26 protein-coding genes and 1 pseudogene are annotated in these 26063 nt (G+C 65.6%); 4 read left to right on the forward strand and 23 right to left on the reverse strand.

Annotated features, from left to right (window positions below; genetic code table 11):
• Window positions 1-8: 8 nt before the first annotated feature.
• From ITJ67_RS12010 to ITJ67_RS12025, 4 genes are all read right to left on the reverse strand, one after another.
• Window positions 9-347: a hypothetical protein gene (locus tag ITJ67_RS12010; protein ID WP_194677790.1), complete on the reverse strand. Its 339-nt coding sequence runs from the start codon at window positions 345-347 to the stop codon at window positions 9-11.
• A gap of 3 nt (window positions 348-350) precedes the next feature.
• Window positions 351-1193, reverse strand: coding sequence for a hypothetical protein (locus ITJ67_RS12015; protein WP_194677791.1), 843 nt, complete (start codon window positions 1191-1193; stop codon window positions 351-353).
• 61 nt (window positions 1194-1254) lie between these two features.
• Window positions 1255-2268 carry a hypothetical protein gene (locus tag ITJ67_RS12020; RefSeq protein WP_194677792.1) on the reverse strand — a complete coding sequence of 338 codons (1014 nt, stop codon included), beginning with the start codon at window positions 2266-2268 and terminating at the stop codon, window positions 1255-1257.
• A gap of 2 nt (window positions 2269-2270) precedes the next feature.
• Window positions 2271-2951, reverse strand: a complete 681-nt coding sequence (locus ITJ67_RS12025; RefSeq protein WP_194677793.1) for an SOS response-associated peptidase — start codon at window positions 2949-2951, stop codon at window positions 2271-2273.
• A gap of 77 nt (window positions 2952-3028) precedes the next feature.
• Between ITJ67_RS12025 and ITJ67_RS12030 the strand changes: the two genes are divergently transcribed.
• Window positions 3029-3169 (forward strand): hypothetical protein, encoded by a 141-nt coding sequence (locus ITJ67_RS12030; RefSeq protein ID WP_194677794.1) that lies wholly within the window; start codon window positions 3029-3031, stop codon window positions 3167-3169.
• 818 nt (window positions 3170-3987) lie between these two features.
• Here ITJ67_RS12030 and ITJ67_RS12035 read toward each other — a convergent pair.
• Complete coding sequence (locus ITJ67_RS12035) at window positions 3988-7890, reverse strand: hypothetical protein (protein ID WP_194677795.1); 3903 nt, start codon at window positions 7888-7890, stop codon at window positions 3988-3990.
• Window positions 7891-8321: 431 nt separating this feature from the next.
• Here ITJ67_RS12035 and ITJ67_RS12040 point away from each other — a divergent pair.
• Window positions 8322-9517, forward strand: a pseudogene (locus tag ITJ67_RS12040) (IS110 family transposase).
• A gap of 199 nt (window positions 9518-9716) precedes the next feature.
• Here the strand turns inward: ITJ67_RS12040 and ITJ67_RS12045 are convergent.
• Both ITJ67_RS12045 and ITJ67_RS12050 read right to left on the reverse strand, forming a co-directional pair.
• Window positions 9717-10178: a hypothetical protein gene (locus ITJ67_RS12045; protein WP_194677796.1), complete on the reverse strand. Its 462-nt coding sequence runs from the start codon at window positions 10176-10178 to the stop codon at window positions 9717-9719.
• A gap of 476 nt (window positions 10179-10654) precedes the next feature.
• Window positions 10655-10975, reverse strand: a complete 321-nt coding sequence (locus tag ITJ67_RS12050) for a hypothetical protein (protein WP_194677797.1) — start codon at window positions 10973-10975, stop codon at window positions 10655-10657.
• 43 nt (window positions 10976-11018) lie between these two features.
• Here ITJ67_RS12050 and ITJ67_RS12055 point away from each other — a divergent pair, with 43 nt between their 5' ends.
• Window positions 11019-11594: a hypothetical protein gene (locus tag ITJ67_RS12055; RefSeq protein ID WP_194677798.1), complete on the forward strand. Its 576-nt coding sequence runs from the start codon at window positions 11019-11021 to the stop codon at window positions 11592-11594.
• Between the two features lie 232 nt (window positions 11595-11826).
• Here the strand turns inward: ITJ67_RS12055 and ITJ67_RS12060 are convergent, their stop codons facing one another.
• From ITJ67_RS12060 to ITJ67_RS12120, 13 genes are all read right to left on the reverse strand, one after another.
• Window positions 11827-12369 (reverse strand): ribonuclease HI, encoded by a 543-nt coding sequence (locus ITJ67_RS12060; protein WP_194677799.1) that lies wholly within the window; start codon window positions 12367-12369, stop codon window positions 11827-11829.
• Window positions 12366-12596, reverse strand: coding sequence for a hypothetical protein (locus tag ITJ67_RS12065; RefSeq protein ID WP_194677800.1), 231 nt, complete (start codon window positions 12594-12596; stop codon window positions 12366-12368). Before ITJ67_RS12065 ends, ITJ67_RS12060 begins: the two co-directional genes overlap by 4 nt.
• A complete protein-coding gene (locus ITJ67_RS12070; protein ID WP_194677801.1) occupies window positions 12593-13450 on the reverse strand; it encodes a DUF6378 domain-containing protein in 858 nt (285 codons plus the stop codon). The genes ITJ67_RS12065 and ITJ67_RS12070 overlap by 4 nt, the downstream gene beginning before the upstream one ends.
• A gap of 479 nt (window positions 13451-13929) precedes the next feature.
• Window positions 13930-15657, reverse strand: coding sequence for an ATP-binding protein (locus ITJ67_RS12075; protein WP_194677802.1), 1728 nt, complete (start codon window positions 15655-15657; stop codon window positions 13930-13932).
• 166 nt (window positions 15658-15823) lie between these two features.
• Window positions 15824-16285 (reverse strand): hypothetical protein, encoded by a 462-nt coding sequence (locus ITJ67_RS12080; protein ID WP_194677803.1) that lies wholly within the window; start codon window positions 16283-16285, stop codon window positions 15824-15826.
• Between the two features lie 35 nt (window positions 16286-16320).
• Window positions 16321-16548, reverse strand: coding sequence for a hypothetical protein (locus ITJ67_RS12085; RefSeq protein WP_194677804.1), 228 nt, complete (start codon window positions 16546-16548; stop codon window positions 16321-16323).
• A 75-nt stretch (window positions 16549-16623) separates the two neighbouring features.
• The gene (locus tag ITJ67_RS12090) at window positions 16624-17418 is read right to left on the reverse strand and encodes a hypothetical protein (protein WP_194677805.1); all 795 of its coding nucleotides are present in this window, start codon (window positions 17416-17418) and stop codon (window positions 16624-16626) included.
• Between the two features lies 1 nt (window position 17419).
• The gene (locus ITJ67_RS12095; protein ID WP_194677806.1) at window positions 17420-17821 is read right to left on the reverse strand and encodes a hypothetical protein; all 402 of its coding nucleotides are present in this window, start codon (window positions 17819-17821) and stop codon (window positions 17420-17422) included.
• Between the two features lie 27 nt (window positions 17822-17848).
• Window positions 17849-18436 carry a hypothetical protein gene (locus ITJ67_RS12100; protein ID WP_194677807.1) on the reverse strand — a complete coding sequence of 196 codons (588 nt, stop codon included), beginning with the start codon at window positions 18434-18436 and terminating at the stop codon, window positions 17849-17851.
• Window positions 18433-18852 (reverse strand): hypothetical protein, encoded by a 420-nt coding sequence (locus tag ITJ67_RS12105; protein WP_194677808.1) that lies wholly within the window; start codon window positions 18850-18852, stop codon window positions 18433-18435. Before ITJ67_RS12105 ends, ITJ67_RS12100 begins: the two co-directional genes overlap by 4 nt.
• A gap of 52 nt (window positions 18853-18904) precedes the next feature.
• Complete coding sequence (locus ITJ67_RS12110; RefSeq protein ID WP_194677809.1) at window positions 18905-19267, reverse strand: hypothetical protein; 363 nt, start codon at window positions 19265-19267, stop codon at window positions 18905-18907.
• 34 nt (window positions 19268-19301) lie between these two features.
• Window positions 19302-19550: a hypothetical protein gene (locus ITJ67_RS12115; protein WP_194677810.1), complete on the reverse strand. Its 249-nt coding sequence runs from the start codon at window positions 19548-19550 to the stop codon at window positions 19302-19304.
• The gene (locus ITJ67_RS12120) at window positions 19547-19861 is read right to left on the reverse strand and encodes a hypothetical protein (RefSeq protein ID WP_194677811.1); all 315 of its coding nucleotides are present in this window, start codon (window positions 19859-19861) and stop codon (window positions 19547-19549) included. Before ITJ67_RS12120 ends, ITJ67_RS12115 begins: the two co-directional genes overlap by 4 nt.
• A 289-nt stretch (window positions 19862-20150) precedes the next feature.
• Here ITJ67_RS12120 and ITJ67_RS12125 point away from each other — a divergent pair, with 289 nt between their 5' ends.
• Window positions 20151-20543 carry a VOC family protein gene (locus ITJ67_RS12125; RefSeq protein ID WP_194677812.1) on the forward strand — a complete coding sequence of 131 codons (393 nt, stop codon included), beginning with the start codon at window positions 20151-20153 and terminating at the stop codon, window positions 20541-20543.
• A 39-nt stretch (window positions 20544-20582) separates the two neighbouring features.
• Here the strand turns inward: ITJ67_RS12125 and ligA are convergent, their stop codons facing one another.
• The 3 genes from ligA to ITJ67_RS12140 all read right to left on the reverse strand — a co-directional run bounded on the left by ligA (window position 20583) and on the right by ITJ67_RS12140 (window position 26021).
• On the reverse strand, window positions 20583-22625 hold the full coding sequence (gene ligA, locus ITJ67_RS12130) for an NAD-dependent DNA ligase LigA (protein ID WP_194677813.1): 2043 nt from the start codon (window positions 22623-22625) through the stop codon (window positions 20583-20585).
• Between the two features lie 315 nt (window positions 22626-22940).
• Window positions 22941-23705, reverse strand: coding sequence for a hypothetical protein (locus ITJ67_RS12135; protein ID WP_194677814.1), 765 nt, complete (start codon window positions 23703-23705; stop codon window positions 22941-22943).
• Between the two features lie 516 nt (window positions 23706-24221).
• Entirely contained in the window at window positions 24222-26021 is a 1800-nt protein-coding gene (locus ITJ67_RS12140) for an SGNH/GDSL hydrolase family protein (RefSeq protein WP_194677815.1), read from the reverse strand.
• Window positions 26022-26063 lie beyond the last annotated feature (42 nt).

The following is a 26063-nucleotide window of genomic DNA, read 5'->3' on the forward strand; positions in this document are numbered from 1 at the left end:
GCGCAGGCTCAGTCCGGCTGGACGATCACCAGGCGCCGACCGGCGAACACTGGTGCGAGCACGTACGACGGCGTCCCGTTCGGGTGCTCACCCACCGGCGAAGGCGCCCACAGTCCGTACCGGACCTTCTCGTGGCGGCGCTCGTGGTCATCGATCGGGTAGAAGACGGTGCCCACCTCGAGTGTCTCGAGGAACGCGTTCAGCCGGTCGGCGACGGAGAACTCCACCGTCTGGCACCGCTTCGCCTCGGCGAGCTCGTTCCCGTTGATGGGCGCCTCCGCACCTGTTGCGAGGACGTCGCCGACGGTGGACAGGTACGGGTTGATGCCGGTGGTCTGCACATGCATGGGTCATGCCGCCTTTCGTTCTGCGGCGACGCGGATCGAGTCGCCGACGGTGAGGTGGTTGGAGTGGAGCCGCTCGAATCCATCGAGCCGGTCCCCGAACGTCAGGAATGCCTCGCCGCCGACGTGCGCGTACTCGGTCACGACTGCATCGCCGCCGACCATGGCGTCATCGCCGCCGACCGCGGACCCGGTGAGATGTCCGTGCCCGAACCCTTGGAAGCGGTCGAACACGGATGCGCCGTCGTCGAGGCGGAAGTGCTCGGACAGGCGGACGTGGTTGTGGGTCTTCGCGTCTCCGGCCACGATCACGTCCCCGGAGAGGTCTCCCCCGGCGAGCTCCGCCTGGTCGGCCGCTCTGGCGCGGTCGCGGAGGCGTGTGGCGCCGTGCAGGTGGGCACGGTCGAGGGCTCGGGAGTCGCCTTCCATGACGACGTTTCCGCGGACGGTGGCTGCGTGGCGGGCCTGGGCGCGGTGACGGAGGACGGCGTTGCCGTGCACTTCGGCGTCATCGAAAACCCACGCGTCGTCCTGCAGGCGCAGGGCCCCGTCGGCCAGGTGCGTGCTTTCCACCCACCCGCCGAGGTCCCCGGCGGAGACGCCGGCGGCGGGGATGTCGCGCACGGCTCGGATGCGGCGCAGGCTCACGCGCCGCCCTTCGGGATTGCGGGAGGCGACGCGTGACTCGTCTGTTAGATCGAAGCTCGGCTCGTCCTTTGAGCCAGCTAGTCGGTATCCCGGTGGCTGGCTCGCTCGCGAGGCCTGGCGCTTGGCGCCCGATAACACGTCGAGGTCAACGGTCGCCTTCGCCGCGGCAAGCGGTGGTGTTGAGAAAATGGTGTGCTTCAAGGTGGCTCCTCGCGTGAGGTGTGGATTGAGTTGCCACCTCTATGCGGGTCCGCCGCGACCGTCAGTTGCGCGAGAAGGCCGCCCGACTGTGTTCGTCCTGCAGGAGGCATAGCAGACCCGTCACCATGGCGATACTGAGGAGCGCGTTCCGCTTTGAGTACTGTCGGGCTTCAGCCCCGTGCACCGTCGCATGACGGCTCAGCTGACGCGGAACCTTTTGCCGCGGCTTCCCGTGCTTGTGCGCCTGGCCCCTGAATGGACGGTTGAAGACGGCATGGATCGGCGCGAGCACCGGAAATGCCCGCCGCTCCAGCTTCAGCAGGCCATCGTGTGGTTTCCGGCTGTCCAGGATGAGCCGCTCAAGTTCAATCGGTGCGTCGATTGTGAAGTGTGTATCCATGATGGCGATCGCCTGCGCCTGTGCCGGCCCATGCAGACCGGCCCGGAACGCCTGAACCGCCTGCCACGCGAGGTCGGCCTTGTGATTGAGGTGCCAGGCGCTGATCGAGCCGAGGCGTTCCTCGCAGGTCGAGAGGATCCCCGCGCGCCGTGACCACACGCGTTCCTTGCGCCCGCTCGGGGTCGGTTGTTTGAGGACGGAAGCCACCGTTTCTTCAGGCATCGCGTAGGCAAGGGGAATCGCCTCGTTGAGAAGGACATCGTGCAGGAGATCTCGCTCCTGCGGCGTCATGGCGACCGCCCTCAGGTTCGGGGGAAGAAGATCTGGTGAGACCCGCTCCCACTCGAGGGACACGGCCGAAATACGAGCAGTCAGCAGGGCGAGAGCCGGCACCACGTTGGCTGCAAACTGCTCAATCTCGAACGTCGGCCAGGTGATCGCGCTGAGCGCTCGACCCAGCTGCAGGACACTCGCCGAGGTGTCGAGTTCTAGCCGCCTTCGACGCTCATTCAGGCTCTGCATTGCCGTTACCAGCCCTTGCGCCTGCTCAGCGGTGAGCCCCTCGCCAGCATCCTGGTCCAGCTTCACGTCAACATGCTCTCGATATTCGTTGGCGTGCGAACGCTCCGGACCGGCAGCCGCCGCCGAGGCCGTGACCACGCCCTTGCCCGCCATTCTCAGAGCTTAACCTCGTCGATTAGTGTCGCGTCCGTCCAATCGAGCCCCTTCACGCTGTTCACTCGGCGGCTCACCGGCCGGGTGGTGATCGTGGTCGCCATCTTGACGCTGGTCGCGTCGAGCTGGTCGAGGAGCCCGTCCTTGTCGGTGACCTTTCCTGGTGACAGCCAGGTGTCGAGGAAATCGGCCTCGAGGAACACGGGCATGCGGTCGTGGACTTCCCCGGATGCGTCCCGCGCCTCCCGGGTGATGATCGTAAACGTGGACTGCCATTCGCCGTCACCGTCTTGGTACTCGGCGCGGAGGCCGGCGGCGGCGAGCACTGGAGTTTCTCCGTGGATGAACCAGGGCTGCTTCTGTCCGTCGGTCTCTTCCCATTCGTAGTACCCGCTCATGGGCACCACGATGCGGTCGCTGGATAACGAGCCGCGGAACATGGGCTTGGTCGCGATCGTCTCGATGCGCGCGTTGATATTCGGCGGTCCGCCGGCTTTCATCCACGAGGGCACGAGCGACCACTTGGCGAGCGCGAGCTGCCGTTCGTCATCGCGGACGCGCAGGATCGGCGCCCGGTTCGTCGGGGCAACGCTGAACGCGGGCTCCCAGCCGAGGTCTCCGCTCGCGGCGAAGTCGCCGAGGAGCTGGAAGTCGGTTCTGGCCATGACGTAGCGTCCGCACATACGCGTCAGGATATGCGCGCGATGCCCTGACACATAGGTCTGAGCGCGGTGTCGGAGGTCGGTGTCAGACTGGGCGGATGCCTCTTTCGCTGCTGGATCAGATCGAGGTCAAGCTGGATGAGGGCGGTCAGCCAGCCCGCTTCTGGTGGCGACGGTTCCCGGACGCTGTCAAGGGACAGCGTATGCGGTCCTACCGCCGCCGCCCGCAGTGGTCGTAGGCGGGGTCGGACGCGCTAAACCGCATCGACGCGGAGTTCTGCCGCATTGCCCCGCACCTTGAGGGCGCGGGCGGGAAGGCCAGCATGTACGACTTCTGTCATGGTGAGACGGGACGGCAACTCGTGCAGGTCTGGTCGGACGATGTCGAGATCGACTTGGACCGGGAGCATCTGGAGCTCGATTCAGAGTGGGAACATTGCTCGCACCGCTGAGCATGCGACATGTCACCGACATGGGTTTCGCACTGCTCACCACCGCGACCGATGACCTCGAGCCGCGCCAAGGCACCGCGCGGGAACCCGTATCGGCGGGCGCTCTTCATCCATCGGTGACGCCACGATTGGTGCGCTCGTGCAGACCCGGGTGAAGAGGAACACGAGCGCATTTAATCTAAGTGCAGCGGCGCGGTTGCCTGGCTTCAGCGCGTAAACGCGACTCCGCAGGGCTGGCTATCGACCATCCAGGCTTTCCCCTGAAGTGGAGGTCAACGACCGCCAGACAGTCGTCATCCCGTCATGGACGACGCCGATATGACCGTCACTCAGCGGTCCTTCACGGTCGAGCCTCCAGCGGAGGAAACATCGAGGCTGATCGGCCGCCTCATGCGGGGAGAGCGCCGCTGCCGCAGGCGCCTTGCATGCCCCTGGAGCTCACACTCTGCAAAGCTCCGGCATGGCTTCGTGTCAGTGCCGGTTAGAAGGCCTTGGAAGTCGCGCTCCGAGTGCGAAAGCTACCGATGGTGCCGCGGCGTGCAGACACGTCCTAGTGACGGACGGCATGAGCCTCAGCCTTATGCCGTAGCTGCTCAGGCCCGCAGTCAGAGCAGTTCGATCCGTGTGCGGCTCGAGTTGCTTCCGCTGGCGACCCTGACATGCCTGATAGCCCAGGCTCCCTTGAGCAGACTACTCAGAGTGTCCGACGCAGGAACACTGAATATGCGCCCGTTCTCCGCTGAAAAGCCCTCGAAGTCTCCACCATGACTACTCAGAAGCTGGAGCATTTCAGCACTGGGTAACTCGTCTTTCCGTAAGTTCAGCTGCCACAGCACGTCTGTTGTGGCCCCATGAGGTGCGATCCTTCTCAGGTCTGCCAATGTGAATTGGATCTTCCAAGCGTGTGCCAGGCGAGCGGCCTCGCCAAGAACTCCGGGGTCGTCGATGGGTATGTAGGAAGCGAGATCTTCCAGGAGAACCGCCCGTGTCGCCGTCGGGATCGCTTCGTTGCCAAGCACAGCCGCGGCGTGCGTGCCGATGAGATTCGGACTCAGGAAGTCTTGCGCCTTGGTGGAGGCAGCAAGAGCCTCGGCCAACGCCGGCCACCCGATTGACTGAAAATGCATGAACGTCTCGAGGTCGTCTGGAACGAGCTGCGACTTGAGTAAATGCCTAAAGAGCGCGTCACCGGGCGTAGCTGCGACGTGGGTTCGCACCTCGGGAGCGAGCCTGAATTCGGGTTCCAGCTCGAGCACGACCTTGACCCGCTGCCCTGCCTCGAGCACATGGCCTGCGTTCAACACCTTGGTAATCATCGTTTGCAGGTCCGAGGGATTCAGGTCTTCCACGCCTTGAATACCAATGCACGGGCCGTTCGGCTCCGGAAAGAGGAACTGGGCGACAGCTTCGTCAACCCCCTCGGCTTCGATGTAGGTGAACAGATTGTCAGCCGTTGGCGTGACGCGGTTCTTCGCGACAAGGGCCGACCAGCCTTGCGGATCAGCGGAAGCGAGCTCCGGGATCGCAGCATTCTGTGAACTCAGCGTCAAGGCCCTTTGCAGCCCCTCGACTGACCAGACTTCGAGGTACCTATCGAGCACGGCAAGGAGCATCTTGGGCGAATCTATGCCGTGCGGCGTATCCGGGTCTTTCTCCACGATGTCAAAATACGCATCTATTTCGTCCAAACAGTAGTTCGAAACGTTGGGCCGCTTGAGTGCTGCTTCCAACGTGATGGACTGCAACAGCCCCTCGCTCACCCCATCATTGAGAGTCGGGACAGTGGCGAAGCCCAGCGCGCTGCGAATATTGGGGGCGCTAAGGACGTACGCGCGCTCAGAGACCACTGTGTCTTTCAAACTTGGAGAGAGATCAACGATTGAGTTGAACTTGAGCCTGTGCTCCTTTACGAATTCCTCGATAAAAACTTTCGGCCCGAACTTTTGCGCCTTGGTGAACGCACTCAGATCAGAGTACCGCTCAACGATCTCCTCTCGCACGCTCCGATCGATCGAGAATCCTTCAGGATCCCGCGCACTCGTCAGTGCGACGTCCAGTAGTTGACTCTTTACATCTTCCTCGAGCACAGTCCCTTCGGCCATCAGGTACTTGAATAAGTATGGCCAGGGATGCTCTGCGAGCAGCTCAACGAGCTCCTTAAGTCGCGATTCAGAATCACGAAAGAAAGATGAAAGGAACCTCTCTCCATCCACAGTGTGCTCGTCGACAATGAAAGCCACCACCTCGCGCGCAAGCTTCTTGTCACTTTGCTCAAGGAGATGATTGACGATCTTGATGTTTAAAACACTCCGGGAGCGAGTAAAATCGGCCGGGGCGAGCTCCAGAAGGTTACTAACTGACGCAGAAGAAGTAAAAGCGAACTGAGGGTCCATTTCGTTCGGCCAGATGCAGACATTGAAGAACTTCGCCACGTCAACACCCCGGAACTCTCCGTAAAAAGACGCTGAGTACTCCGCGAAATAGTGTTCGATGTAGCCTCGGCGGACCAAGTCTCGGGCCAGGTCGGAACTCAATATCGTCGTGAGATGGTCCTCGAACGAGTGCTGATCAACTCTCAACCGATGATCCTTCAACAGCTCACCGAATCCAGCACCCCGGAGCCTGGCCACGGTTCTGTCGATCTCTACCCTTTCCCCGACAAGTTCTTCTGGCTTCTGCTTCTCCCATTGCCCCTGCCGAGCTGCTTCCGGGAACAGTGCATCAAGTTTGGCTCGGTCGAGGTAGTTGGAAGATTTCTCCAGAGCACCATAGGGTTTACGCACCTCGTAGTTCACGGTGAGCGTGTCGGCACGCTGAAGTTGTTTCCAGAAATCTGGAGTTTTCGCGACTGCGGGGTTTTGTGGGGACTGGCCGTCCAGCTCCAACGACAAGATTCGATGCTGTTGCATCGCTGACGCAGCCTGGAGGCGATCACTCAATAATTCGGCTGTTTGCCGCTGCTGGCGCTGGAGTTTGTTAACCTCATGGAGATTATACTTGTCCTCGTAGAGCTGTTTGACACCTTCGCTGATGAACTTCCGATGCACCCTAGCGAGCTCGTCGAGATCGCTCCCTCGGTGCGCAAGCTTCTCGAAGTCACTCGGGTGGAAGTTCTTGTAGACCACTATCGCGAAAAGCTTGTCCGCGGTCATGCCTGGAGCCGGGTTCTCGCACCAGAGGAGCCGTTCGGCGAAGACCAGGAATTCGTTTCGAATGTTGATTAACAAACGCATGTCCGTCGTGTGGCGCGCGACGAGGTCAATGAGGCCACGGCTCACGCTGGCCGATTCTTGCAGCTGGAGGTCGTCGAGAAGGTCCTGCAGCAGGTCGGCGGCGTTATTGTGAGATAGGAATGGGACAATGGGGACAACAATTTCGAAGAACTTCGTGCGATTAGCTCGCTCAATCGCGGCTTGCGTTGCTTCCAAGTTCTTGGAAAGAACAAATGCTGAATCCTGCGAAGATCCCTCACCCGCATCGAGGTCTGCGCTCGCCTCCTCGGAAGGCTCCATGTCTGCGCCCGAACTCGCAGGAGAATTCCGAGACGCGGGAGAGTCCTGGCCGATCTTCTCGAACACACTGTCCTTGATTGCGTATATAAACCGGATTGGCTCACGGTCAGCCCAATGTGCCGACTCGTTGATAAGAGTATTCAGCTCACGTAGGGAATCGAAGATTAACGGGTCCTCGAACCTGTCGAGATCCTCGAAGACAACGATGTCCGGTTCCGTGGCCTCGAAGAACGCCATGATCTCGTCGAGGAACTTGTCGAAGTAGGACTCGGTCTTCTTCTCCAGCGTGATGGATGTCCCGCCTGTGGAGAACTGAGAAACGAAGAGAGCGCCCAAGAACCATCTACCCGCCCAGGTTCCCCCGAGAACGAGCGAGAAGAAGGCGACCAGTGACCAGAGAGCATTTCCGGTGCCGAGAGCGTTGCCATCAGGGCGGACGCCGAAGATCCACAGGAGCCCGACGATGATCACAGTGAGACCGAAGGCCTGACCGAAGGCCAGCCCCGGAGTGAGGTCCGCCTGTCGCGCAAACTCGGACCTGCGTATCTTGCCGGGCTCGGGGCGGTAGATGAGCTGCTTGACGAGCTCCTTCTGGATGCGGTTGGTCAGCCCCTCAGTCTTCGCATCTACACCCAGTGTGTTGATGCTGATGCGCAACGTCTTGCGATGTTGTGCTCGCTGCCCCTTGATGAACTCGTCCAAGATGCTGGACTTGCCTGCACCGTAGCGGCCCGTGAGGGCGATGTTCTTGTTTCGATGATCTGCGACAGCCAAGTCGAGATGCTCGACGTATGTCTGGTGATGCTCGTCTTTGTACGCTGGCGCCAGGGAGCGTAAGACGTTGTTCTTGTGCGGAGCCGCCTCAGGGCCACTCCTGGGTGGGTCTTGGTCGTCTTGTCCGGTGGAGGTTTCCGCGATCGGAACAGTTCTGAGATTGCTCGGTTCGGGGAGGGCACTATCCGGCAGTGCGCCTAGCGCACTCGGGGGCATCGACATGAGGACATTATGGCGGGCGAACACAGGCTCTCAGAGACTCTGTCCGAGGCGATAGGGCTTCTGAGAGTCGCTCGTGCCCTCCCGCGCCCATGGCTGGCTGGCATCGAAGTCAGTCTTTAAGCGGCTCCAACAGCCAGCACATCAGCGCGTCTCGGATGTTGTCTCCCGCCGTTACTTTCTTGCTGCCCGGTTGAGGAGTGAGCCTTGGAGGATGTTGGCCATCCCGGGCTCGGCATGACTCTGTGCCCCCTGTCGTTGATGATCTGGGGGTGTTGTCACCGAGCCTGATTTGGCGGTCTGGGAATCGCTGATAGGACAGGGCCCGGACTCGTCCGAGTGTCGTTCGTAACGTGGATGTCGAGTTCCGCCGCTTCTTGGTTCGGCCAGCACTGCAACCGAGTTGGGAAGGGGAAGGGCTGATCGAATCCAACATCATCATCGGGCACGACAAGGTCGACGTGTTCATCGGTGTCGCTGACGGCAGAGGCGAGCATCACGTGGTCGCGTTCGACCGCTCCGGGAAGCGCCTGTTCGACAAAGCGCTGCCCAACGACGAGGGCAGGTTGCGCGCCCTCATTGACGGCTTGACGGGCCAGGGGCCGCTGCTGTTCGTGGTGGATCAGCCGGCCACGATCGGCGCGCTGCCGATCGCGGTCGCGCAGGACGCGGGAGTCCTCGTTGGGTACCTGCCGGGGCCCGCGATGCGCCGCATCGCGGACCTCCACGTGGGGTAGCGAAAACGGACGCGAGAGACGCGACCATCATCGCCGAAGCCGCCCGGACCCTCCCTCACGCGCTCCGGTCGATTCAGCTCGCGGACGAGCAGGTCGCGGAGCTGACATGCGCTGCGGCTTCGATGACGACCTCGCGGGGCAGGTCACCGCGACGAGCAACCGCATCCGAGGTCTGCTCACGCAGATCCACCCGGCGCTCGAACGAGTCCTGGGTCCGCACCTCGATCACCCCGCGGTCGTTGATCTCCTGCAGCGGTACCCCGCTCCACCCGATCTCGCGAAGCTGGGCCTGACTCGTCTCGCCCATCGGCTCGTGAAGCTCGCGCCGCGCATGGGCAAGCGCCTCGCGGCCGAGCTCCTGCAGGCACTCTCGGAGCAGACGGTCGTGGTCGTGGGCACGAACGCCGCGAGCCTTGTGTTGCCGCGCCTCACGAAGCAGCTCGAGGACCTCCGCACGCAGCGCGCGGAGATCGCGGTCGCGGTTGAGTGGCTCGTCGATGCGCACCTTCGTCAGCCGGTCCTGACGAGCATGCAGGGAGTCGGCGTCAGGACCGCAGCGAGGCTCCTCACCGAGGTTGCCGGGAAGTCATTCGCGTCAGCCGGTCACCTCGCGTCTTACGCGGGTCTTGCGCCAGTCACGAGACGCTCGGGGTACTCGATCCGGGGCGAGCATGCCTCCCGGTGGTGGAACAAGATCCTGAAACGGGCCCTGTTCCTGTCAGCATTCGCAGCACTTCGGGACCCAGTTTCGAGGTCGTACTACGACCGGAAACGCGTGCAAGGCAAGCACCTCAACCAAGCCCTCATCACTCTCGCGAGAGCACGCTGCGACGTTATACGCAATGCTCCGAGACGACACCATGTACCAGCCGCCTCTAGCCCTTGCCGCTTGACAAGAACCATGGTCCCCCTTCGACACCGGTGGCGGCTTCGATGCGGCGGCGGCTTCGTCGAGGAACGACTGCTGCGCCTTGCGTTCGTCCTTGAGCACGCGCAGCTGGGCGCGGATGACGGGGAGGGACTCGAGATAGTTGCGGGACTGCCGTCGGCTGCTGGCTTAGGACTGCAGCTCCGCGTCGGTGGCTTCGTCTATCAGGACGACGTTGCGCGCGCCGGTGCGATGAAGTAGGTCGCCCTTGTCTTGACCTGCCGGTACTCGTAGGTGTCGCGGTCGTAGGAGAACCGAAACCCGCCTTCGCGCCAGATACGGTCGGGGCGGGCGAGCTGGCGCGCGACGTAGCTTTCCAGGTCGGACGCGTACTTCGGGTGCTGCCTGACGGGCTGGTCGTGACCCTCTTTGTTCTCGTCGAAGTTCCGGCTGCGGACGTCGCCGACGATGCGGCTACCGGTGCGGGCGCGGTTCATGCGCTCCCGCTGGAACGCGGACCAGGTGGGGCGGCCGTCGTCGATGGCGAGGTCTTCGTCAAGGACGAGGTGCACGCGCGGGTCGGCGGACCCGGCTTCGCTGAGGCGGTTGAGGGAGCCCTGCCCGATGGCTGGCGCCAACAGGTCTGCGCGGTCGATGGTCGCCTGGACGATGAGAGAGATCCGCATCGCGTGGCGCTGGGCCGCGGTCGCCGACTCCTCTGCCCGCTCCCAGTTGCAGGTGCCGGCTCCCGAGGGGTCCCGTCCCGGCCGATGAAGAACCTGGCGAACCGCTCCGGGCACGGGATGAGTTGGGAGCCGATCGTCATCTCGGTCGCGGTAAAGCAGTAGACGCGGTCGTCGTTGCGGACCAGGATCCAGACCTGGTTGTTCTTCTCCTTGAGGTCAATATCGGTGAACAGGTCGCCCGTGCTCATGTCCGCGCGCCTCGGGATCAGCGCGACCAGGCATAGCCGCGTCGGCAGGATCTGCGCGAGGTCCTCGGGCCTCGCCAGGAGCCACCGGTCGAACTCGTCGATGTCGCGGTAGCTGGTACCGCCGTGCTCCGCCGCGAGCCTCGACTCTTCGTCCAGGGCGAGCACGGACTGGGAAATGGTGAGGGGGGGGGCTTCGCCGTCGGCGTGGATGGTGACGAACTGCTCGCGCTAGCCCAGATACAGACTGCGCGCTGCGATGGCTCGGTTGAGTCCGCGGACATGCTCGAGCAGCGGCTCCATCTCCGGGTTCATCGCCCGCATCTGCGCGTCGAGCTTGGCCTTCTTCCGGTCGACCTCTGCCTTGCGAGCGTCGATGAACTCTTGCGCCTGAGTCCTGAGCTTTGCGGCTTCCTCGCGTTGCGATCGCAACTGCAGATCACGGCGGACAGGTGCTTCGCCACGAGCGAGGCCGGAGGTGTCCTCGACTGAATCGTGGGCGGCGAGGCGGGCAAGGTCGCGGAGCTGCTCGAGCTGGTCTTCGGCTGTCATGCCTGATCTATGCGGGCGCCTGCAACCCGGCTAGCATCTGGCCATGGCGGACACAAAGCAGACGAAGTCGGTCGGCGAGCACTGGGTCGCGAGCGAGCTCGCGCGTCGCGGGTGGGCGCCGGCATTCACCAGAGACGGACTGGCGCGAACCGACATTCTCGCCGTGCGTGCGACGCCAGAGCGGCCGATGATCGAGGTGCAGGTCAAGGCCGCGGTCGGTGCTGAGCCGAAGGGGTCCTGGCTGCTGGGTGAAAAGGCGCAGCTCCCGCCGGCGAGCGATCGCGAGTGGTTCGTACTGTGCCTCATCGATAAGGACGTGACCGTGACGGTCCGCGGGTTCGTCGTCCCACGCGCGCACATCGCAGCGGCCGCCTGGATCCAGCACATGGACTGGCTGACGGACGAGTCCGTACCTGCCGACAAGCGGAACGCGCCGGTCGATCGTGCACGCGTGTACGTGCCGTCATTCCTCGCCTACGAAGGCCGCTGGGACCTCCTAGAGGAGTCGGCGTACGACGCGCCAGTGCTGCTGCCTCCGCGATTCCGAGAGCTCGCACTCGAACCACGCGTGGGCCTTCCCCCGAAACACCCCTGGCTGGACCGTATGCCGGACTGGTAGCGAACGCACGACACCCCCGCACAGCGGCGGGGGTGTCTGCAGGGCGGGGACAGGTTAGTGCTGTCTCGATCCGCACGGTAGCAACGATCGCGGCGTCTGTGGGACGAAAACGGCCAGCGCGTGCGGAAGGTGCGCCTGGATGCACAAAACTTCCGCTCCCGTGTGGGTCTCGCGGGGGTTTCGGCGAGGCGGGTAGCCGGGGCTGCCTGCACGTTCCAGGGTACGGGGCCGGTCAGCGTCCCGCTCGTGATGCCGCGCCGCGCAGCTCCCGGTCGATGAGGACTTCGCCTTCCTCGCGGGTGTCGCCGCGGATGGTGCTCATGCGGCTCGCGAGCTTGTCAACGGCGGTATTCAACGGGTGCCGGTTGTCGCGGGCGTGCGCTTTCACTTTCCGCCAGAACACGGCGGCGGTGCGGGCCTCGAGGATGTCGATGATCTCGAAGATGAGGTCGACGTTCTTCTTCGTCGACCAGACCGCCTCGCCCTGACGCCGCCAGTTCGGTCCCCACTCGGTCACGCACTTCTTCGCGTACTGCGAGTCGAACTCGATCGTCAGTGCGGTGTCGGGGAACGCGAGGAGCACCTCCTTGATGGCGGTGAGCTCTGCGATGTTGTTCGTCGTCTTCCGGAACGATCCGGCACCGTAGCGCGCGGGCTCCCCCGGCACGGACTCCTCGGCAACCCACGCCCAGCCGCCAGGGCCTGGGTTCGGGTTGCAGCCGCCGTCGGTAGCAACAGTGAGCACGGGCGGGATGCCGGTGGTCGTCATGGTCATGCGGTGGGGTCCTGTTCGGTCGGGGTGGAGTCTGGGCGTGCGATGGCCTGCAGCCAGCGCTCGAACTTAGCTGTGTCGTCGACGATGATGCCGGTGTCCTGGTCGATATATAGGCGACGGTGCGTGTAGTTGTCGCGGTCCTCGTTGGCTTCGGGATCGTACTCGTAGATGAACGCTTCGACTTCCTCGTACGTTCGGGGCTCATCCGCTGCCGTCGTCAAGCTCACGCTCCTGCCTCCTGCCCGTCGAAAGCGGCTTCGGCGCCGAGGCCGCTGTAGCCGGCGATGTCGACCCAGGAGTCTCGGTGTGTGGGCGACTGGCCGAGGCGGACGAGCTTGAACGCGATCATGGCTTGCGCGACCTGCGCCGCGGTGACCGGTACGCCGAGGATGATCTCCCAGTGCCGCCCGATAGCCGTGAACGAGTCGGTCGCGCTGCCATAGGCAGCCTGGCGAGGGCCCGCGATGGTGTCGAGCGCCTCGGTGAGGATGCTAGCGCTGACGGGCGGAGCCGCGTCGAACGGGTTCGGCTCGGTCGTGCCCGGGGTGGGCTCGGTCGCGTCTGCAGCGGGCCTGAACCAGGCGGCTTCCAGCGCAAGGTCCTGTCGGCGTGCGGTCACGTCCGCGTCATACCTGTCCCACCGCACGCTGAGCACTCCGTCGCTCCCCTCGCCGAGGACGCGTCCGGTGCTGTGGTGCTGGTCGAGGTAGCCGCCGTGTTCGAGGGTCGATTCTCCGATGAACACGACGCGGCTGCCGGTGGCGATGTGCTGCTGTCCGGCGAGGACTCCGTTCCGATGGCGCAGGTCCTGGTTCTCGGCGACCCAGTCGGAGAGCGTGAACGGGGTGACCTCGGACGGGTCGACGCGGCAGTGGCCCGCTTCCGGACGGTCCCAGTCGACCATGAAGCCGCGGTCGTCCGAGGACAGTCCGGAGGGCCGCTCAACCGTCCCGGCGTCGCCCGCGCGCATGCTCGGGCGGTAGCCCTTGAATCGTTCGTTGGCTCGGACGCGCCCGCCGGGGACGAGCTCAGGCACGGGCGCCGCCTCAGCGGCGGGGGCTGATCTGGATGGTCTTGGCATGAGGTTCCTCCTGAGGGGTCAGAACTCCTATGCGGGGCTCGTTTGCGCCGTCAGGGGAGCTTGGCGCTCCGAGGCCCCCGAAGAACCGCTTGCTACCGCGTTCGCGATGAAGGAGTAGAGCTCGGCGATCCGAGCCACCGACTCACGAAACATAGCTCCCTCGCTCTTCCGGGCCCCATAGCGCGCCATGTGCCCAGTGCAGCAGGTTTCGAGCGGGCCGGGTCCGGAGTCGCTCGGCACGGGATACGACCGCGCGTACCGCTCTTGCCGGACCTGGTACTCCGCCAGTGCCGTGAGCAGCAGGTTCCGCTGCTCCTCCGTGACGGCGAGGCGGACGAGCCCTGCAGGTTCTGTCTCTGGTGGTGGTGGTGATGCGCTGGACGGGTTGATGGTTGGGCTGGGGTGACGGGCATAGTGTCCTCCTGGGGTCCTGAGCTCTATGCGGAGCCGCTCGGACCTGATGGTCAATCGACGGCCGGCTACGTCCCCTGCGCCTCTCCGAGGGTGTCGCTGACGTGCATGCCATCGCCGCGGCCGTAGATGAGTTCAAGGGTTCGGAGCTTGGAGAGCGCGTTCTTGAACCCGCCGGACGTCGGCGAGTAGTTGGTGGCGGCCGCGAGCTCGTCGTGGGTGAGGTTCTCAGGGAACACGTCGAGGAGGGCTCCGAGGATCGCGCGCTGTGCTTTGTCGGCCTTGCCGAGCCAGTAGTCGACGAGCGCTGGGCCGGTCGTGAGGGTGTCGTACTGGCCGTCGATCGCGTCGCGTCCGTCGGCGCTGATGACCATGGAGGTGCCGCGGCCGATGAGGTGGCCTGCGGTGCGGAGCTTGGAGAGTGCGTTCTTGTAGCCGCCGGACTTGGACGAGTAGCCGCTGAGCATCGCGAGCTGGACGTGCGTGAGGGGCCGGTCGTGTGCGGCGAGAACGCTGAGGATGGCTCGCTCCGCCTTGGACAGGCCCGCTGCTGCTCCGTTGGGCTCTGGGGCGGGTTCGCGGACGCGCGGGGGTGGCTTCGGGCGGGAGATGGGCTCCTGGCGGCTCGTCGGCGCTGTGGCGGACACGGCCCTCAGGCCCTGCGCCGCGGTCACCGCCTCGGTGAGCGGCGCCATGGCTTCCGCGATCCGAGCTCGCACCTGGTCGGCCTCCGCGAGCAGCTCGGCCAGCCGGTCGAGGTCCTCCTCCGTCAGCGCCGGCACCGTCACGACTTCCGGGGCCACGGGCTCGGGCGCCGCCGCCTTCACGGTGCGGAGTTCGGCTTCGAGGTCGCTGATGCGTTTCCGCATCCGGGTCGGGTCGGTCTCGTGGGCGCGTTCCACGGTCGCGGCGATCTGCGCGCCGAGCTTCGCGATGTCCACCTCGGCCATCGCAGCCGGCACGATGCGCCGCTCCCCCACCTTGGGCGTGGCGGAGGAGTCGAACGTGGTGCGGCGTCGGATGCGGACCTTCTCGAGCAGCTCCAGCCATCCGGGCGACCACACCCACGCGGTGCCGGTCGGGAGGGATGCGAGTGAGGCTTTCACTTCGCGGGCTTGCTCGTCGTCGGCGTTGAGGCGGATCCACTCGTCGATCGCGGCGACGTCGCGGGGGCCGGTCATGCCGTGCGCGATCAGGACTTCTGCTTGGGTGAGGACGTCTTTGTGGATGACGGCGGGGCGCTGCGTGACGAGCGTGCAGCCGAGGCCTCGCGCACGTCCGCGGCGCACGAAGTCCTCCATCGCTCCAAGCAGTCGTCGCCCTTCCGGTTGCGGCCGCTGCGGCGCGAACTCGTCAGCTTCGTCGAACACAACGTGGAGCGGTTCCCGGTTCACTCGGTACAGCTGCTCGACGAAGTCGGCCGCAAACCGGCGCATGCCCGCTTTCGACAGCCGGGACAGGTCGAGGACCGCGGGCACGCGCAGCTGCACCAGCGCGTCGGCGATGACCCTGCCGGCGGTGTCCTCGAGCGGGACGTCGGCATGGTCGCCGCCGAAGATCGTGACCGCAAGGCCCGGGCCCTTCCCGTCGGCGGAGGAACGCAGGCCCCACCAGACGCCGACGGTGTCGAGGACGATGACGGGCTGGGCCGCGCGGATCAGCTCCTCAGCGAGCACGACGGCGGTGGACGTCTTGCCCTTGCCGCGCTTGCCGAGGATCGCGAACGTCTCCGTGACCGCGTCGAGCGGGAGCGTGGGGCCGCCGTCCGCGGAGATGGTGAGGTGCTGAGCGGTCATGCGGGTGCTCCGTTCGCGTCGGCCACGGTGTCGATGCACTGCGGGCACCAGAGCGGTGGCTGGTCCCCGTTCATGATGCCGAAGCTCGTCGGCCAGTACCGGCGGTTCGAGGGCGTGGACAGGTCGGCAGGGCGGGTGAACCGGCCGCAGCGCTCGCACTGGGGAGTCATGGCCTGGATGCCGCGTCGGGCGATGCTGAGTCCAGGAGCACGTCCACGACGAGGTCCAGCGAGCGGCAGTCGTCGAGACTCACATGCGGGTGGACGCGGTCGCGCAGCGCGGGGATGTGCACGTGAGCGCCTTGGGCATCCTCGTGACCGGCGTCCATGAAGATATTCCCCATCATGCTGATCCCGAGGTCTGATCGGCTTTCGGCGTCAGTGACGCGGCATCGCGCAGAGTCCGGGAGCGACTGCCGACCATGCACTCGAGCCCAGCCTGGGCTCGGCTCAGAGGCGGGCGAGCCGGTCACTGACGGGCGTGCGGCTGGAGCGATCGCTCGCAAGGCGCGCGAGTACGGGTGATCCACGCCGCGCCGTTGCTCCGTCGAGAGCGCCGCGGACGCGAGGGCACGTGCGATCGTCTCGGTGTCGAGGTCGTCCGGGATGGTAAGGGTGAGTTCGGCCATGCCCACCTATGCGGGGCCGTATCCGACGGGCTCCGTCACCACCCGCGCGCGGACAGAGCTGCGTCCCGTTCCGCGTGGGCCTCGACCGCCTTCGCGCGTTCTGCGTCGCTGCGGTCTCGTTCGACCTCGTAGTCCTGGATCAGCTCCCACGCGTCGTCGAGGCTCGCATCCTCGTAGTAGCCGAGCTCGAGCGCAATCAGGGACAGCTTCCTCACCCGTGTTTCGGCGAGGTCCGCGTTCTCGACGGACCCAGCGATGTCCATGCGGTTGCTCGGCGCGATCCGGATGCGTGCCAGCTACGGGAAAGCCACGTGCACATTCGCGCGCGGCTCGGTCGTCTAGCCACGGCGGCGTCCTCTCCGGCGGGGCTGCGTTTTCTCGCGGTTGAACGCGCACGCCCACCCGACGATCGCTTCGTCCGCAGGTGGTGTCAGGAGGTGCGCGGTGAAGGTGATCTCGACCTCCGCGGTGGGGTCGATTGTCGCGTTGACCTTGGCGACGGTGAGGCTGTCGTCGGAGGATGCCGGTGCGAGGTACGCGACGACTCTCGTGGGGTCGGCCCACGGGTCGGCGAGTTGCGCCTGCTCTGCCGCGGCAACCGCTTCCGCCTGGGAGGCGTACCTTGAGTACGAATACTGGTCGGGGCCGAACCGGACGACTGTTTCGACCTCATGGCAGACCGTGGTGAGGGCGACTGCTGTCTCGTCGAGGATGCGGCGGCTGATGGTGGTCTCGCCGGCGAGGAACTCTCCCGTGCGCGCCCGGTGGGTGCGCAGCAGATGGCGCACGCGTCCACTGGGATTCAGGTGGCTGGCGGGGACAACGATCCTGCGCTCGATCGTCTCGTCACCCTCGTCGTAGGTGCTGTCGAAGACAGGGAAGATCGTGGCTTCGGTCTCACTCGGATGCCACGGGGTTGGTGCCGCCGCTTCGTCGGTGAGGGTCCGGTACCAGCCGTGAGGGGCGAGCTCTGCCCACCGGAACGAGGTCATCCCGGTCGCGAAGAGGTCCTCGAAGCGGGGAGCACCGCGGTAGTCGCGGTATCGGCGGAACGTCCGCTCGAGCTTCCCGGGACGCTCAAGCTTCGGGTCGTACGGCCAGAAGATCGTTCCGATCTCGAACTCGCGAGCCATGTCAGCGCGCGCTCGTCGAGGCCGGCGTGAGGGTGATCCGGGCGAGGTCGGTGCTGCCGTCGTCGTTGAGGGACTCGACGAGCACCGTCAGGCCCGGCAACACCTGGCTTGGGGTCATCGGCTGGATGCGGCCGCCGGCGAGGTCTCGCAGGAGCCGTCGGGTCGCGCCGGGGACTGCCCACTCCTCGAGGAGGTGCCCGCCGGTGCGGACCATGCTCGCGACCGCCGTTGCGGTGGGGTCCTCGGTGCGCCAGCGGAAGAGTCCGGGGCCGACGCGGCGCGCGGTGCGGGTCCAGGCGTGGCGGGTGTTCGCGCCGATGATGAGGGTGCGGTTGGCGCCGGTGCCGACGAACGAGGCCGTCATGGCGTTCGAGTGGGCGCGGGCGGTGCGGGAAGCAGTCATTGCTTTGGTCCGTTCGTGATGGTGGGGTCAGTGTGCCCGCTCGCGCATCCAGGCGTCGAGCGTCGGGGTGCCGGAGGCGAGGGCTTGGGAGAAATCGGCGCGAGCCTGCGCGATTGTCGGGTACGCGCGCTGCATGTTCGACAGGGTGAAGGTGCTGGTGGACTCAGCGTCGTCGGTGGTCGCGACAACGTACGCGCCGTCGTCCAGCCGACTGAGCTTGTGCGCCAGCCCGAGGTACTCGAACGTGCCGTCGCGGCCGATGACGAACGCGGGGAGGCGCCGTTCGTCGGTCAGCGACGCTCGGCCCTTGGCGGTGATCTCCCACCGGTTGCGGCTGGCAGGGAGCAGGTCGGCGAGGTGGAGCGTGCGGAGTCGCCAGAGCACGGTCGCCGCCTTCATGGGCATCGTTGCGCCGAGGGCTCCCCCGGCCGGTGTCGAGCTTCGCCGGGACGTGCGCTTCCAGCCTGCAGAGTCTGGCCAGAGGATGCGCGCGAGCTGCGCCGGCGTCGCCTTGCCGGCGGGTGTCTGCGTGTCACCGAGGGGTTGGTCGCAGGCGTCCCGGAGCGCTCTGAGCGCGTTGTACTGGGGCCAGGTCAGGCGCTTGGTGGCGCTCATGGTCGCCAGCTCCGGATCGCGATGATGATGGCCTTGGACGGCACGGTTGGCCTGCCAGTCTCGGCGTCGAAGAATCGGGCGAGCTCGAGGAAGTCGGCGAGCTGGCGCGCGGTCGCGAGCGTGTGCTTGCCGACGCTCGACGGGACGGGTGAGCGGAGCCCGGAGGCCACGTGGACGACGAAGAACGGGTGCGCGATTGGCCGCATCCGCGGGGTCCGTGCTTTCGCGAGGCAGTTGTCGACGACGACGAACTGCCCGTGCCTGGTGCGGTGCACGACGGGGAGTTCGGTGTCGATGCCGTCCGCGAGGCGGACGGGGAAGACGTCGACGGTGATGTCGAACTCGGCAGCATTGGTGTCGTCGACGGGAACGTATCCCTGGAGTTCGGTGTCAGCAGCCGTGGCGGTGGCGGCCATGAGGGGTCCTTTCGGGTGACGGGGCGGGCCGCGTCTCTGCGGGGTCGCGGGGTCAGTTGGCGAAGTTTCGGTAGTACGTGGCACCGCCTGCCGCGAAGTCCGCGCCGGAGCTGGTCCACCCGGATGCCGCGGTGAACCGCACCGTGCGTTCCGCGCCGTCCTCTGCGATCAGGTCGCGGCGTTCCTGCTCGCTGTATGTGTGGTCCCAGACGGGGAAGGACCCTTCGAAGTGATCGGGCGCGTGGCCGGTGTCGAGGGTGACGATCTGGAGGGGCATGACTCGGACGGTCTTGCCGGACGCGGACCGCCAGACGACGACGTAGGGGTATCGGTCCGACGGGTAGCAGAGCGTCATGCCGTCGCCGACATGAAGCACGTTGCCCCCAGTGGGATGAGTGGCGGTGGTGGCGGTCATGGTGCGAGTCCCTTGGGTGGCAGATATGCCACCTCTATGCGGGCACGCTCTCTGTCGCCCGGGCCTTGCGCAGTGCCGTCGCTCCGACCACGCCTGTCCCGGCGAGCCAGGCGACGCTGGTGACGGTGATCGCGGCTCCCGTGTAGACCTGCTCGAGCGTGCCGCCGAACAGCGTGGCGACGGTGGCCATCGCGAGTCCTCGCGCGAGCCCGTGGACGCCGATCGCGGCGGCGAGGATGAGGAGCACGGCGGTCGTGGCCTTCGCTGCGCCCGCTGCCGTCACTGGCCGAAGCCGATGAAGTTCGGCGTCGGCCCGGACGCTTCGTCGTCGTGCTCGTCGTCGGCGAGGTCGTCATCCGCCTGTCCGTGGAGTGGCGCCGTCGTCGGAATGCCGTGTGTGAGGAGCAGGAGGGCGAGGTCGTCGAGGGCCGTGGTGTACCCGGTCGCGTCGTCCCCGTTGTCGAGGGCTCGGTCGCGGGCTTCGGTGAGCTCGCGATGCGCAGCACGAAGCCCGGCGCGGTAGCCGTCGGTGTAGTCGAGCGTGGGCAGATCGGCCAGATCCTGGGCCGGCCTGTCAGTAGTGAGGATCGTCATGCGGGTGGTGCTCGCTTCCGAGTCGCGGGGTGGTGTCACCGACCTATGCGGGTAGAGGACGCGGACATGCCAAAAGCAGGACTGCTGGGCGTTGGCAGTCCCGCTTTCGGGTCGGGGCGAGCGCTGGGCAGGTCTCTGGCAGCAGAGAAATGCCTCGCTGCCCATCCGTCCCGGCCCGAGCCCATGTCTGAGGCGCGGCGGGTGAAATTGACGCTCGGCTTATCTATGCGGGGGCGGCGCCGGGTCTGCTCTGTCGTCGCGATCAGGACAATCCTGCGACGATGTGGCCATGGCAGGTTTTCACCACGTTGAGATCTGGGTCGCCGATTTCACGGTGGCGCAGCCGGAGTGGAGTTGGCTCCTCACCGAGCTTGGCTTCACCAGTGTCAGCGATTGGCCCGATGGCGAGTCCTGGGCAGCTGGCGGCGCGTATCTGACGCTCACAACCTCCCCGAATCTGAAGGGGACGGCGCATGACCGGAGAACGCCGGGTGTCAATCATCTGGCGTTCAAGGCAGACGCGCCTGAACGTGTGGACGCGATCATGGACGCCGCTCCGGAGCACGGCTGGCACCCGCTGTATGTCGATCGCTATCCGCACGCCGGAGGTCCACAGCACTATGCCGGTTGGCTGGAAAACTCCGCCGGGTTCAAAGCGGAGGTCGTCGCCGCGAAGTCGTAACGCGGAACAGGGTACTGGGCGCGTCCGCCCAGCCTCGCCCTAGCTACGCCCGACCATCTCGGCGAACTCTTCGGGCGTGACGATGCGGATGCCGAGGGCGGTGGCCTTCGTGAACTTGCTGGAGCCATCCTCGCCGCGCACGAGCAGGCTCGTGGCTTTGGACACCGAGGAGGAGGATGCGCCGCCGGCGGCTTCGATGAGTTCGTTCATCTCGGTTCGGTTGAGCCCGTCGAGTGGCCCGGTCATAGCTCCCGTGACGACGACTTTCATGCCGTCGAGGGGCTTGGCATTCGCCCAGGCCTCAGCATCATCCACCGTCTCCTCGACCTTGGTCGTGACACCGAGCTCGCCGAGGCGCGCGATGACGGCTGCGCGGGCCTGGAAACCCTCGTGGAATAGGCGTGCTCGTTCGTCGCCGACCCCTTCGATGGCGAGGAAGTCTTCGGGCGCCGCGGTGAGGAGCGCGTCGAAGTTGCGGAAATGGGCGGCGAGGCGGCGGCCGAAGGTGCGCCCGGACTTGCGGATGCCGAGCGCGGTGATGACACGGGCGAGCGGTTGGGACTTGGCCTGGTCGATCTGCTCGGCGATGCCTGCCGCGCGAAGCTCACCGAGGCGGCCGTTGCCGATGGGGAGCTCGCGCAGGTCCGCGCGGTTGAGTGCGAACAGGTCGGCGAGGTCGCTGACGTATCGAGCTTCGACGAGGGCGGTTGCGACTTCCTGGCCGAGTCCGTCGATGTCGAGCACGTCGCGGGATGCGGCGTACTGGATCAGGCTGCCGACGGACGCTTCCGGGGACGTGGATCGCCAGATCTTGCCGCTGGTGTCAAGCGGCTCCCCGCTGATCGGGCAGACGCGGTCGGGCTCGTAGGGTGCGACTTCGCCCTGGCGCAGCTCGGGGAAGCTCTTCACCACGCGCGGGATAATGTCACCGGCCTTGTAGACCTCGACGGTGTCGCCGATGCGCAGGTCGTTGTCCTGGATGAAGTCGAAGTTGTGAAGCGTCGCGCGGGAGACCACGGACCCATCGACGAGGGTCGGCGTCAGGTTCGCGGTGAAGCTGATGTTGCCCGTGCGACCGACCGCCATCGCGATCGACTCGAGCGTCGTCACGCCGCGCTCGGCCGTGTACTTGTACGCCTTCGCCCACTTCGGCGCGCGGGAGCCGGTACCGAGCCTCGCGCGGACCTCGCTGCCGATAGCGTTGATGACGACCCCGTCGGTCGGGAACGGATAGTCGTCGCTCTTGCGGTACTCGCCGAACGCGTCGATGGCCGTGCGGAGAGACTCGATACCGAAGTGGAAGCGGGCGCGATCCTGCTCGACCATCGTCCCCACAGTGAGGAAGTCGCTGGCGGACGTGAAGGTCAGGAGCGGCGCGCCCTCGGGGACAGAGTGGGCGACGAACGTCAGCTCCACGTCGTAGTCGCGGGTGGCCGCGCGGACACTGCCGGCGGTGGCGTTGCGCGGGTTCGCGAACGCGGGCTTTCCGGCGGCGACGCGGTTCGCGTTGGAGCGCTGGAACTGCTCAGTCGACATGACGATCTCGCCGCGGACTTCGAACGTCACGTCGGCGTTGATGTCGGCGGGCATGCCGGCGATGCTGAGCCGCTCGGACGAGAACTGGGCGGAGAGGTCTTCGCCGATCACGCCGTCGCCGCGGGTGATGATCTGGACGCGGCGCCCGTGCTCGTAGCGGACGGCTACGGCGATCCCGTCGAGCTTCGGCTCCAGCGTTACGAGGTCACCCGTTCCACCAGCGGCCACAACCTGCTCCAGGAACGCCCCGAGCTCGGCGAAACCGGTGGCCTTCTCGAGCGACAGCATGGGCGAGCTGTGCTTGATGTCGCCGCCCGAGGACGCACCATCGCTGACGGCCGTAAACAGGCCGTGCTCCGATATCTGGTCGGGGTGGGCGGTCTCGAACGCGGCGATGCGCTCGAGGAGCGCGTCGTACGCGTCGTCGGTGATCAGCTCCTCCTCCCCTGCTGCGTACGCGGCGGCCGCGTTGGTGGCAGTCTCGATGTCGGCCCTGTACTGGTCTGCGGGGCTGATCGAGGTGGTGGCGGTCGTGGTGGAAGTCATCGGGTGTCCGTTCGTGCGACGTCATGTGGTGATGCTTCTATGCGGGGCCTGACTGCAGTTTCATTCTCATAGAGCTGAGTGGTCGATCGTTCCTTGAGACTCCTGCGTTTCCGCTCTTCGAGTCGTACTACCAGTACTGCTGCATCTCATGGAGCAGCGACGTCGGCTCGGCACCGCCGAGCCGACGATGCCTTCGGGTTCCCCGGTTCAGCAAGGTCCCGAACGCGGTGGTTACACAGTCAATGCTGAGCGGGGGCGATGGTCTGAGCGGCGGGATGGATCTCGACCGCGAACGAAGGCAGCCACGGGCTGGAGTCATGCCACGCCGTGCGCAGCCGCGCCCGCCTCGAGGTCCCAGCCGGTGGGCGACGAGACGATTGCTACGGCTTCATCCAAAGTCGTTGAAGAAACCACTTCTTGGATCTGCGCGATCAGCTGCTCGTGGGCTGCAGAGTCGAAGGTCTTGAAGTCCCCTATGAACATGGGTGCACCTCCGAGCCTCACGCAGGACTCCGTTACACGCCAGGCTTCAGCCTGTTCTGTGGCCCGGTGTGAGAGCGCCGCAAGCGAGGCATGCAGCGGTAGGTGGACGCGAAGCTCCCACACGGCGTCATCCAGCACATCCGGCGCGATTCGCATGCTCCGAGCCCTGATGAGTTCGCCTATCGCCGCCGAGCGGACGTCGCGCCCTTCGCGGGTGAGGCGCATGGCGAGACTCGTCACCCAGCCGAGAAGGACGACGCGCAGCCCGTGGCCGGAGCCCGAAAGCCAGGCCTGTACTCGGCTGTTGACCGCGACAGAGAACACGACTGGGGAGACCCACATCGCGATCGGAAGCCAGGTCGCCAGAAAGAAGCCCGCAAGAACAAGTCTCTTGTCCCCAGAGGCCTTCAGCAGCTCCACGCAAAAGGGCGCCAACACGATCAAGGCGACGCCAACCGGGGCGAACCAGAGACGTCGAGCCAGCTCTGGCCCGTTCAATCGCAGTTCGAGCAGCGCGAACTTCCACGCAGCCACGCTGCTCTCGAAGTAAGTCATCGTCGCGGGGTAGTCGGCTTCGAGCTTCGGAGTGATGTTCATGCTCTTTCTATGCGGGGAAGCTCTCGGCTTCTCGTCAGCGCTAGTTTTTTGGTCGTAATTCCGGGCACGGGGTGGAGGCAGAAGGCGATGCAGAAGCCCCTCGCGGTTTCCACGCCGCAACGGGTTCCAGAACGTGTCCACGGCCTGGAGGCGGCGGTCGTGGAGGTCCTGGCGGGCGATGGCGGTGCCGGCGTGGAACCAGCTGGTCGTCAGCTCTTAGTCAAGGACGTCCCCTTCGCTGAACGGGAACTCAGGCTGGGTGCTGTTCATGCCCCGTTTGTGCGGGGAAGGACCGAGCGCAGCACCAGCGGCAAAGGCTAGCCCGATCGCGCCAAGCGGGATGAAGACGCCGGCGAACGTTCGGCGCAGCAGCAGGATGCCACGGGAATGGGCGACAGATGGCCCGTCTGGCGAGCTGTGCCGTGTGGTGTCCATGACGCGTCCACGCGAGTTCCGGCGACCCGGCTCCGCCCGCCTCAAGGTGTGGCAGGCGGGGCCGGGCCAGACGAGCTGGAGTTACTTGATCGTGAAGTTCATGCAGCCGAGGTTGGTCATGTTGGTGTCGGATTCGATCGCGACGGCGCACATGGAGTGGTTGCCCTTGGAGAACGACGCAGCTGTCCAGAAGGCGTGCTTTCCGGGGACACGCGTCAGGTACGGGGTTGGTCGGTCGGTATTGACTGCGTGGTGCCACTTGCCGTCAACGAGGATGGCGACGGGGATGGAGCGGCTCGGGCTGGAGGGAGCGTAGCTCCAGCCGGCGAACTGGTGCATGCCGTTCGACGCGGGGGCGTCCATGACCTGCCCGATCGGGGCTGCGCTCTTCGGAACGCTCACCCATTGACAGGGCGGGAAACTATCGTTGCCGGCTCTGAAGTTCACGCCGACGGTGCAGATGAGGTGCTGGCCGGGGTTCAGCGTGAACGTCATCGAGTACGCGTGGCTTCCGGGTATCCCGTACTGGTAGAGGTGCGTGGACGCGCCTGACGCCATCGTGGCGTTCCACTTGCCGTCGACGGTGATGCCCACGGGGATGGAGGTGAGCAGGTCGGAGAAATCGAAGGCGGTCCCGGACACGGTGACGCGGCTGCCGCTCACGGCGACGTTCGCGGTCGACTGCACTCCAAAGCGTGCTTCTGCCTTGGCGAGGGTGTTGCCGCCGGTGACGAACGAGACGATATAGCGGGAGGCGAGAAGGTGTCCCTCTTCACTGAGGTGAGTCTTGTCGGTCGCGGAGCGCCACAGGGCGCGCGGGTTGAACCCGGCGGCGATGTCGCTGCGGTCGGCGGAGGTCGGGGTGAATCCGCCATCGTAGAGGGCACCGTTGGACAGGTAGTCGCTGAGCGGGATGGTGCGCTGCCCGTAGGTCTGCTCGATCCAGGCGTTGATGGCGAGGCGGTTGTTCGTCGTCGTGGTGTTGAAACCTTCCCAGGCGGGCGGGATGGTGACGACGTAGTACGGGGCGTTGGAGGTCTTTGTGTGGAGCGCGACCATGTTCTTGATGTCGTTCTTCACTTGCTCTGGGCGAGCGAGGTTGTTGGTGCCGACCCAGAAGACGGACGGTGCGCCCGCGATGGGCTTGTCGAGGGAGAGGATCTGCGTTCCAGCGCCGACCTTCACGGCGTTGCCGGAGGAGGCTCGTTTGAAGCTCCACTGCACGTTCGGGTCGCTCAGGTCGGGGCGATGGGTGAGCTTGCCGGCGACGCCGCCGATGCTGGCGTCGTAGACGAGCCTGCCGAACTGGTCGAGCGGGACGGGGATGCCGTTGGGTTGACCGAGCAGGACCGTGCCGGAACTCGGGATCGTAATGCTCCTCGACAGCGACAGCGACAGCGTGTGCACGCCCGCGGCGGTCGCGATAGCCGGCGAGGTCATGCCACCCTCGGCGTTGTTCAGGACCGTCCAATCAGGGATCGTCTTACGCATGGCGTTGAACTCGTCACCGCAGAGATAGCTGATCATGGAGTCGCCGTAGCACTGCAGCGTCTTCGCAGCCCCGGCAGTGGCCGACCTCGCATGGTCGGCGTCGACGACGTCGATGAGCGGGCCGACAGTGGCTTCCGGCTCGGCCGTCGGGGCCGAGGAACCGAGCTCGGTTGCGGTCGACTCCGGGGTCGCCTCGACCTGTGTCGGCTCCAAAGTTGCCTCCACTGACGCCGGGGCCGGCGTGGTCTCAGCGGTTGCCGTGGGAGCGGGTGTCGCTGCGCTGCCGGTGAAGGCCATCGCCGGGTTTCCTCCCGCGGACAGCAGCAGCGCCGCGGCGAGTGTTGCGGTGACGCTGAGGTGCGTGACGCGCGGTCGAGCTTGAGTATGCACGGGTTCTCCTAGTCGGTCTCGCCGCGACTGTGTGCGGCACAC

The sequence above is a fragment of the Pseudoclavibacter sp. VKM Ac-2867 genome (genome assembly GCF_015351275.1).
Lineage (GTDB): Bacteria > Actinomycetota > Actinomycetes > Actinomycetales > Microbacteriaceae > Pseudoclavibacter.

Bases quoted from the DNA above. Each gene is read 5' to 3' on its own strand.
- ITJ67_RS12085 (WP_194677804.1), bottom strand. From the start codon at position 16,548: ATGGACATCGCTGGGTCCGTCGAGAACGCGGACCTCGCCGAAACACGG.
- ITJ67_RS12070 (WP_194677801.1), bottom strand. From the start codon at position 13,450: ATGCCAAGACCATCCAGATCAGCCCCCGCCGCTGAGGCGGCGCCCGTG.
- ITJ67_RS12110 (WP_194677809.1), bottom strand. From the start codon at position 19,267: ATGACCGCCACCACCGCCACTCATCCCACTGGGGGCAACGTGCTTCAT.
- ITJ67_RS12025 (WP_194677793.1), bottom strand. From the start codon at position 2,951: ATGTGCGGACGCTACGTCATGGCCAGAACCGACTTCCAGCTCCTCGGC.
- ITJ67_RS12055 (WP_194677798.1), top strand. From the start codon at position 11,019: ATGGCGGACACAAAGCAGACGAAGTCGGTCGGCGAGCACTGGGTCGCG.
- ITJ67_RS12075 (WP_194677802.1), bottom strand. From the start codon at position 15,657: ATGACCGCTCAGCACCTCACCATCTCCGCGGACGGCGGCCCCACGCTC.
- ITJ67_RS12080 (WP_194677803.1), bottom strand. From the start codon at position 16,285: ATGGCCGAACTCACCCTTACCATCCCGGACGACCTCGACACCGAGACG.
- ITJ67_RS12045 (WP_194677796.1), bottom strand. From the start codon at position 10,178: ATGCGGATCTCTCTCATCGTCCAGGCGACCATCGACCGCGCAGACCTG.
- ITJ67_RS12135 (WP_194677814.1), bottom strand. From the start codon at position 23,705: ATGAACATCACTCCGAAGCTCGAAGCCGACTACCCCGCGACGATGACT.
- ITJ67_RS12060 (WP_194677799.1), bottom strand. From the start codon at position 12,369: ATGACCATGACGACCACCGGCATCCCGCCCGTGCTCACTGTTGCTACC.
- ITJ67_RS12120 (WP_194677811.1), bottom strand. From the start codon at position 19,861: ATGACGATCCTCACTACTGACAGGCCGGCCCAGGATCTGGCCGATCTG.
- ITJ67_RS12035 (WP_194677795.1), bottom strand. From the start codon at position 7,890: ATGTCGATGCCCCCGAGTGCGCTAGGCGCACTGCCGGATAGTGCCCTC.
- ITJ67_RS12095 (WP_194677806.1), bottom strand. From the start codon at position 17,821: ATGACTGCTTCCCGCACCGCCCGCGCCCACTCGAACGCCATGACGGCC.
- ITJ67_RS12010 (WP_194677790.1), bottom strand. From the start codon at position 347: ATGCATGTGCAGACCACCGGCATCAACCCGTACCTGTCCACCGTCGGC.
- ITJ67_RS12125 (WP_194677812.1), top strand. From the start codon at position 20,151: ATGGCAGGTTTTCACCACGTTGAGATCTGGGTCGCCGATTTCACGGTG.
- ITJ67_RS12020 (WP_194677792.1), bottom strand. From the start codon at position 2,268: ATGGCGGGCAAGGGCGTGGTCACGGCCTCGGCGGCGGCTGCCGGTCCG.
- ITJ67_RS12105 (WP_194677808.1), bottom strand. From the start codon at position 18,852: ATGGCCGCCACCGCCACGGCTGCTGACACCGAACTCCAGGGATACGTT.
- ligA (WP_194677813.1), bottom strand. From the start codon at position 22,625: ATGACTTCCACCACGACCGCCACCACCTCGATCAGCCCCGCAGACCAG.
- ITJ67_RS12090 (WP_194677805.1), bottom strand. From the start codon at position 17,418: ATGGCTCGCGAGTTCGAGATCGGAACGATCTTCTGGCCGTACGACCCG.
- ITJ67_RS12030 (WP_194677794.1), top strand. From the start codon at position 3,029: ATGCCTCTTTCGCTGCTGGATCAGATCGAGGTCAAGCTGGATGAGGGC.
- ITJ67_RS12100 (WP_194677807.1), bottom strand. From the start codon at position 18,436: ATGAGCGCCACCAAGCGCCTGACCTGGCCCCAGTACAACGCGCTCAGA.
- ITJ67_RS12050 (WP_194677797.1), bottom strand. From the start codon at position 10,975: ATGACAGCCGAAGACCAGCTCGAGCAGCTCCGCGACCTTGCCCGCCTC.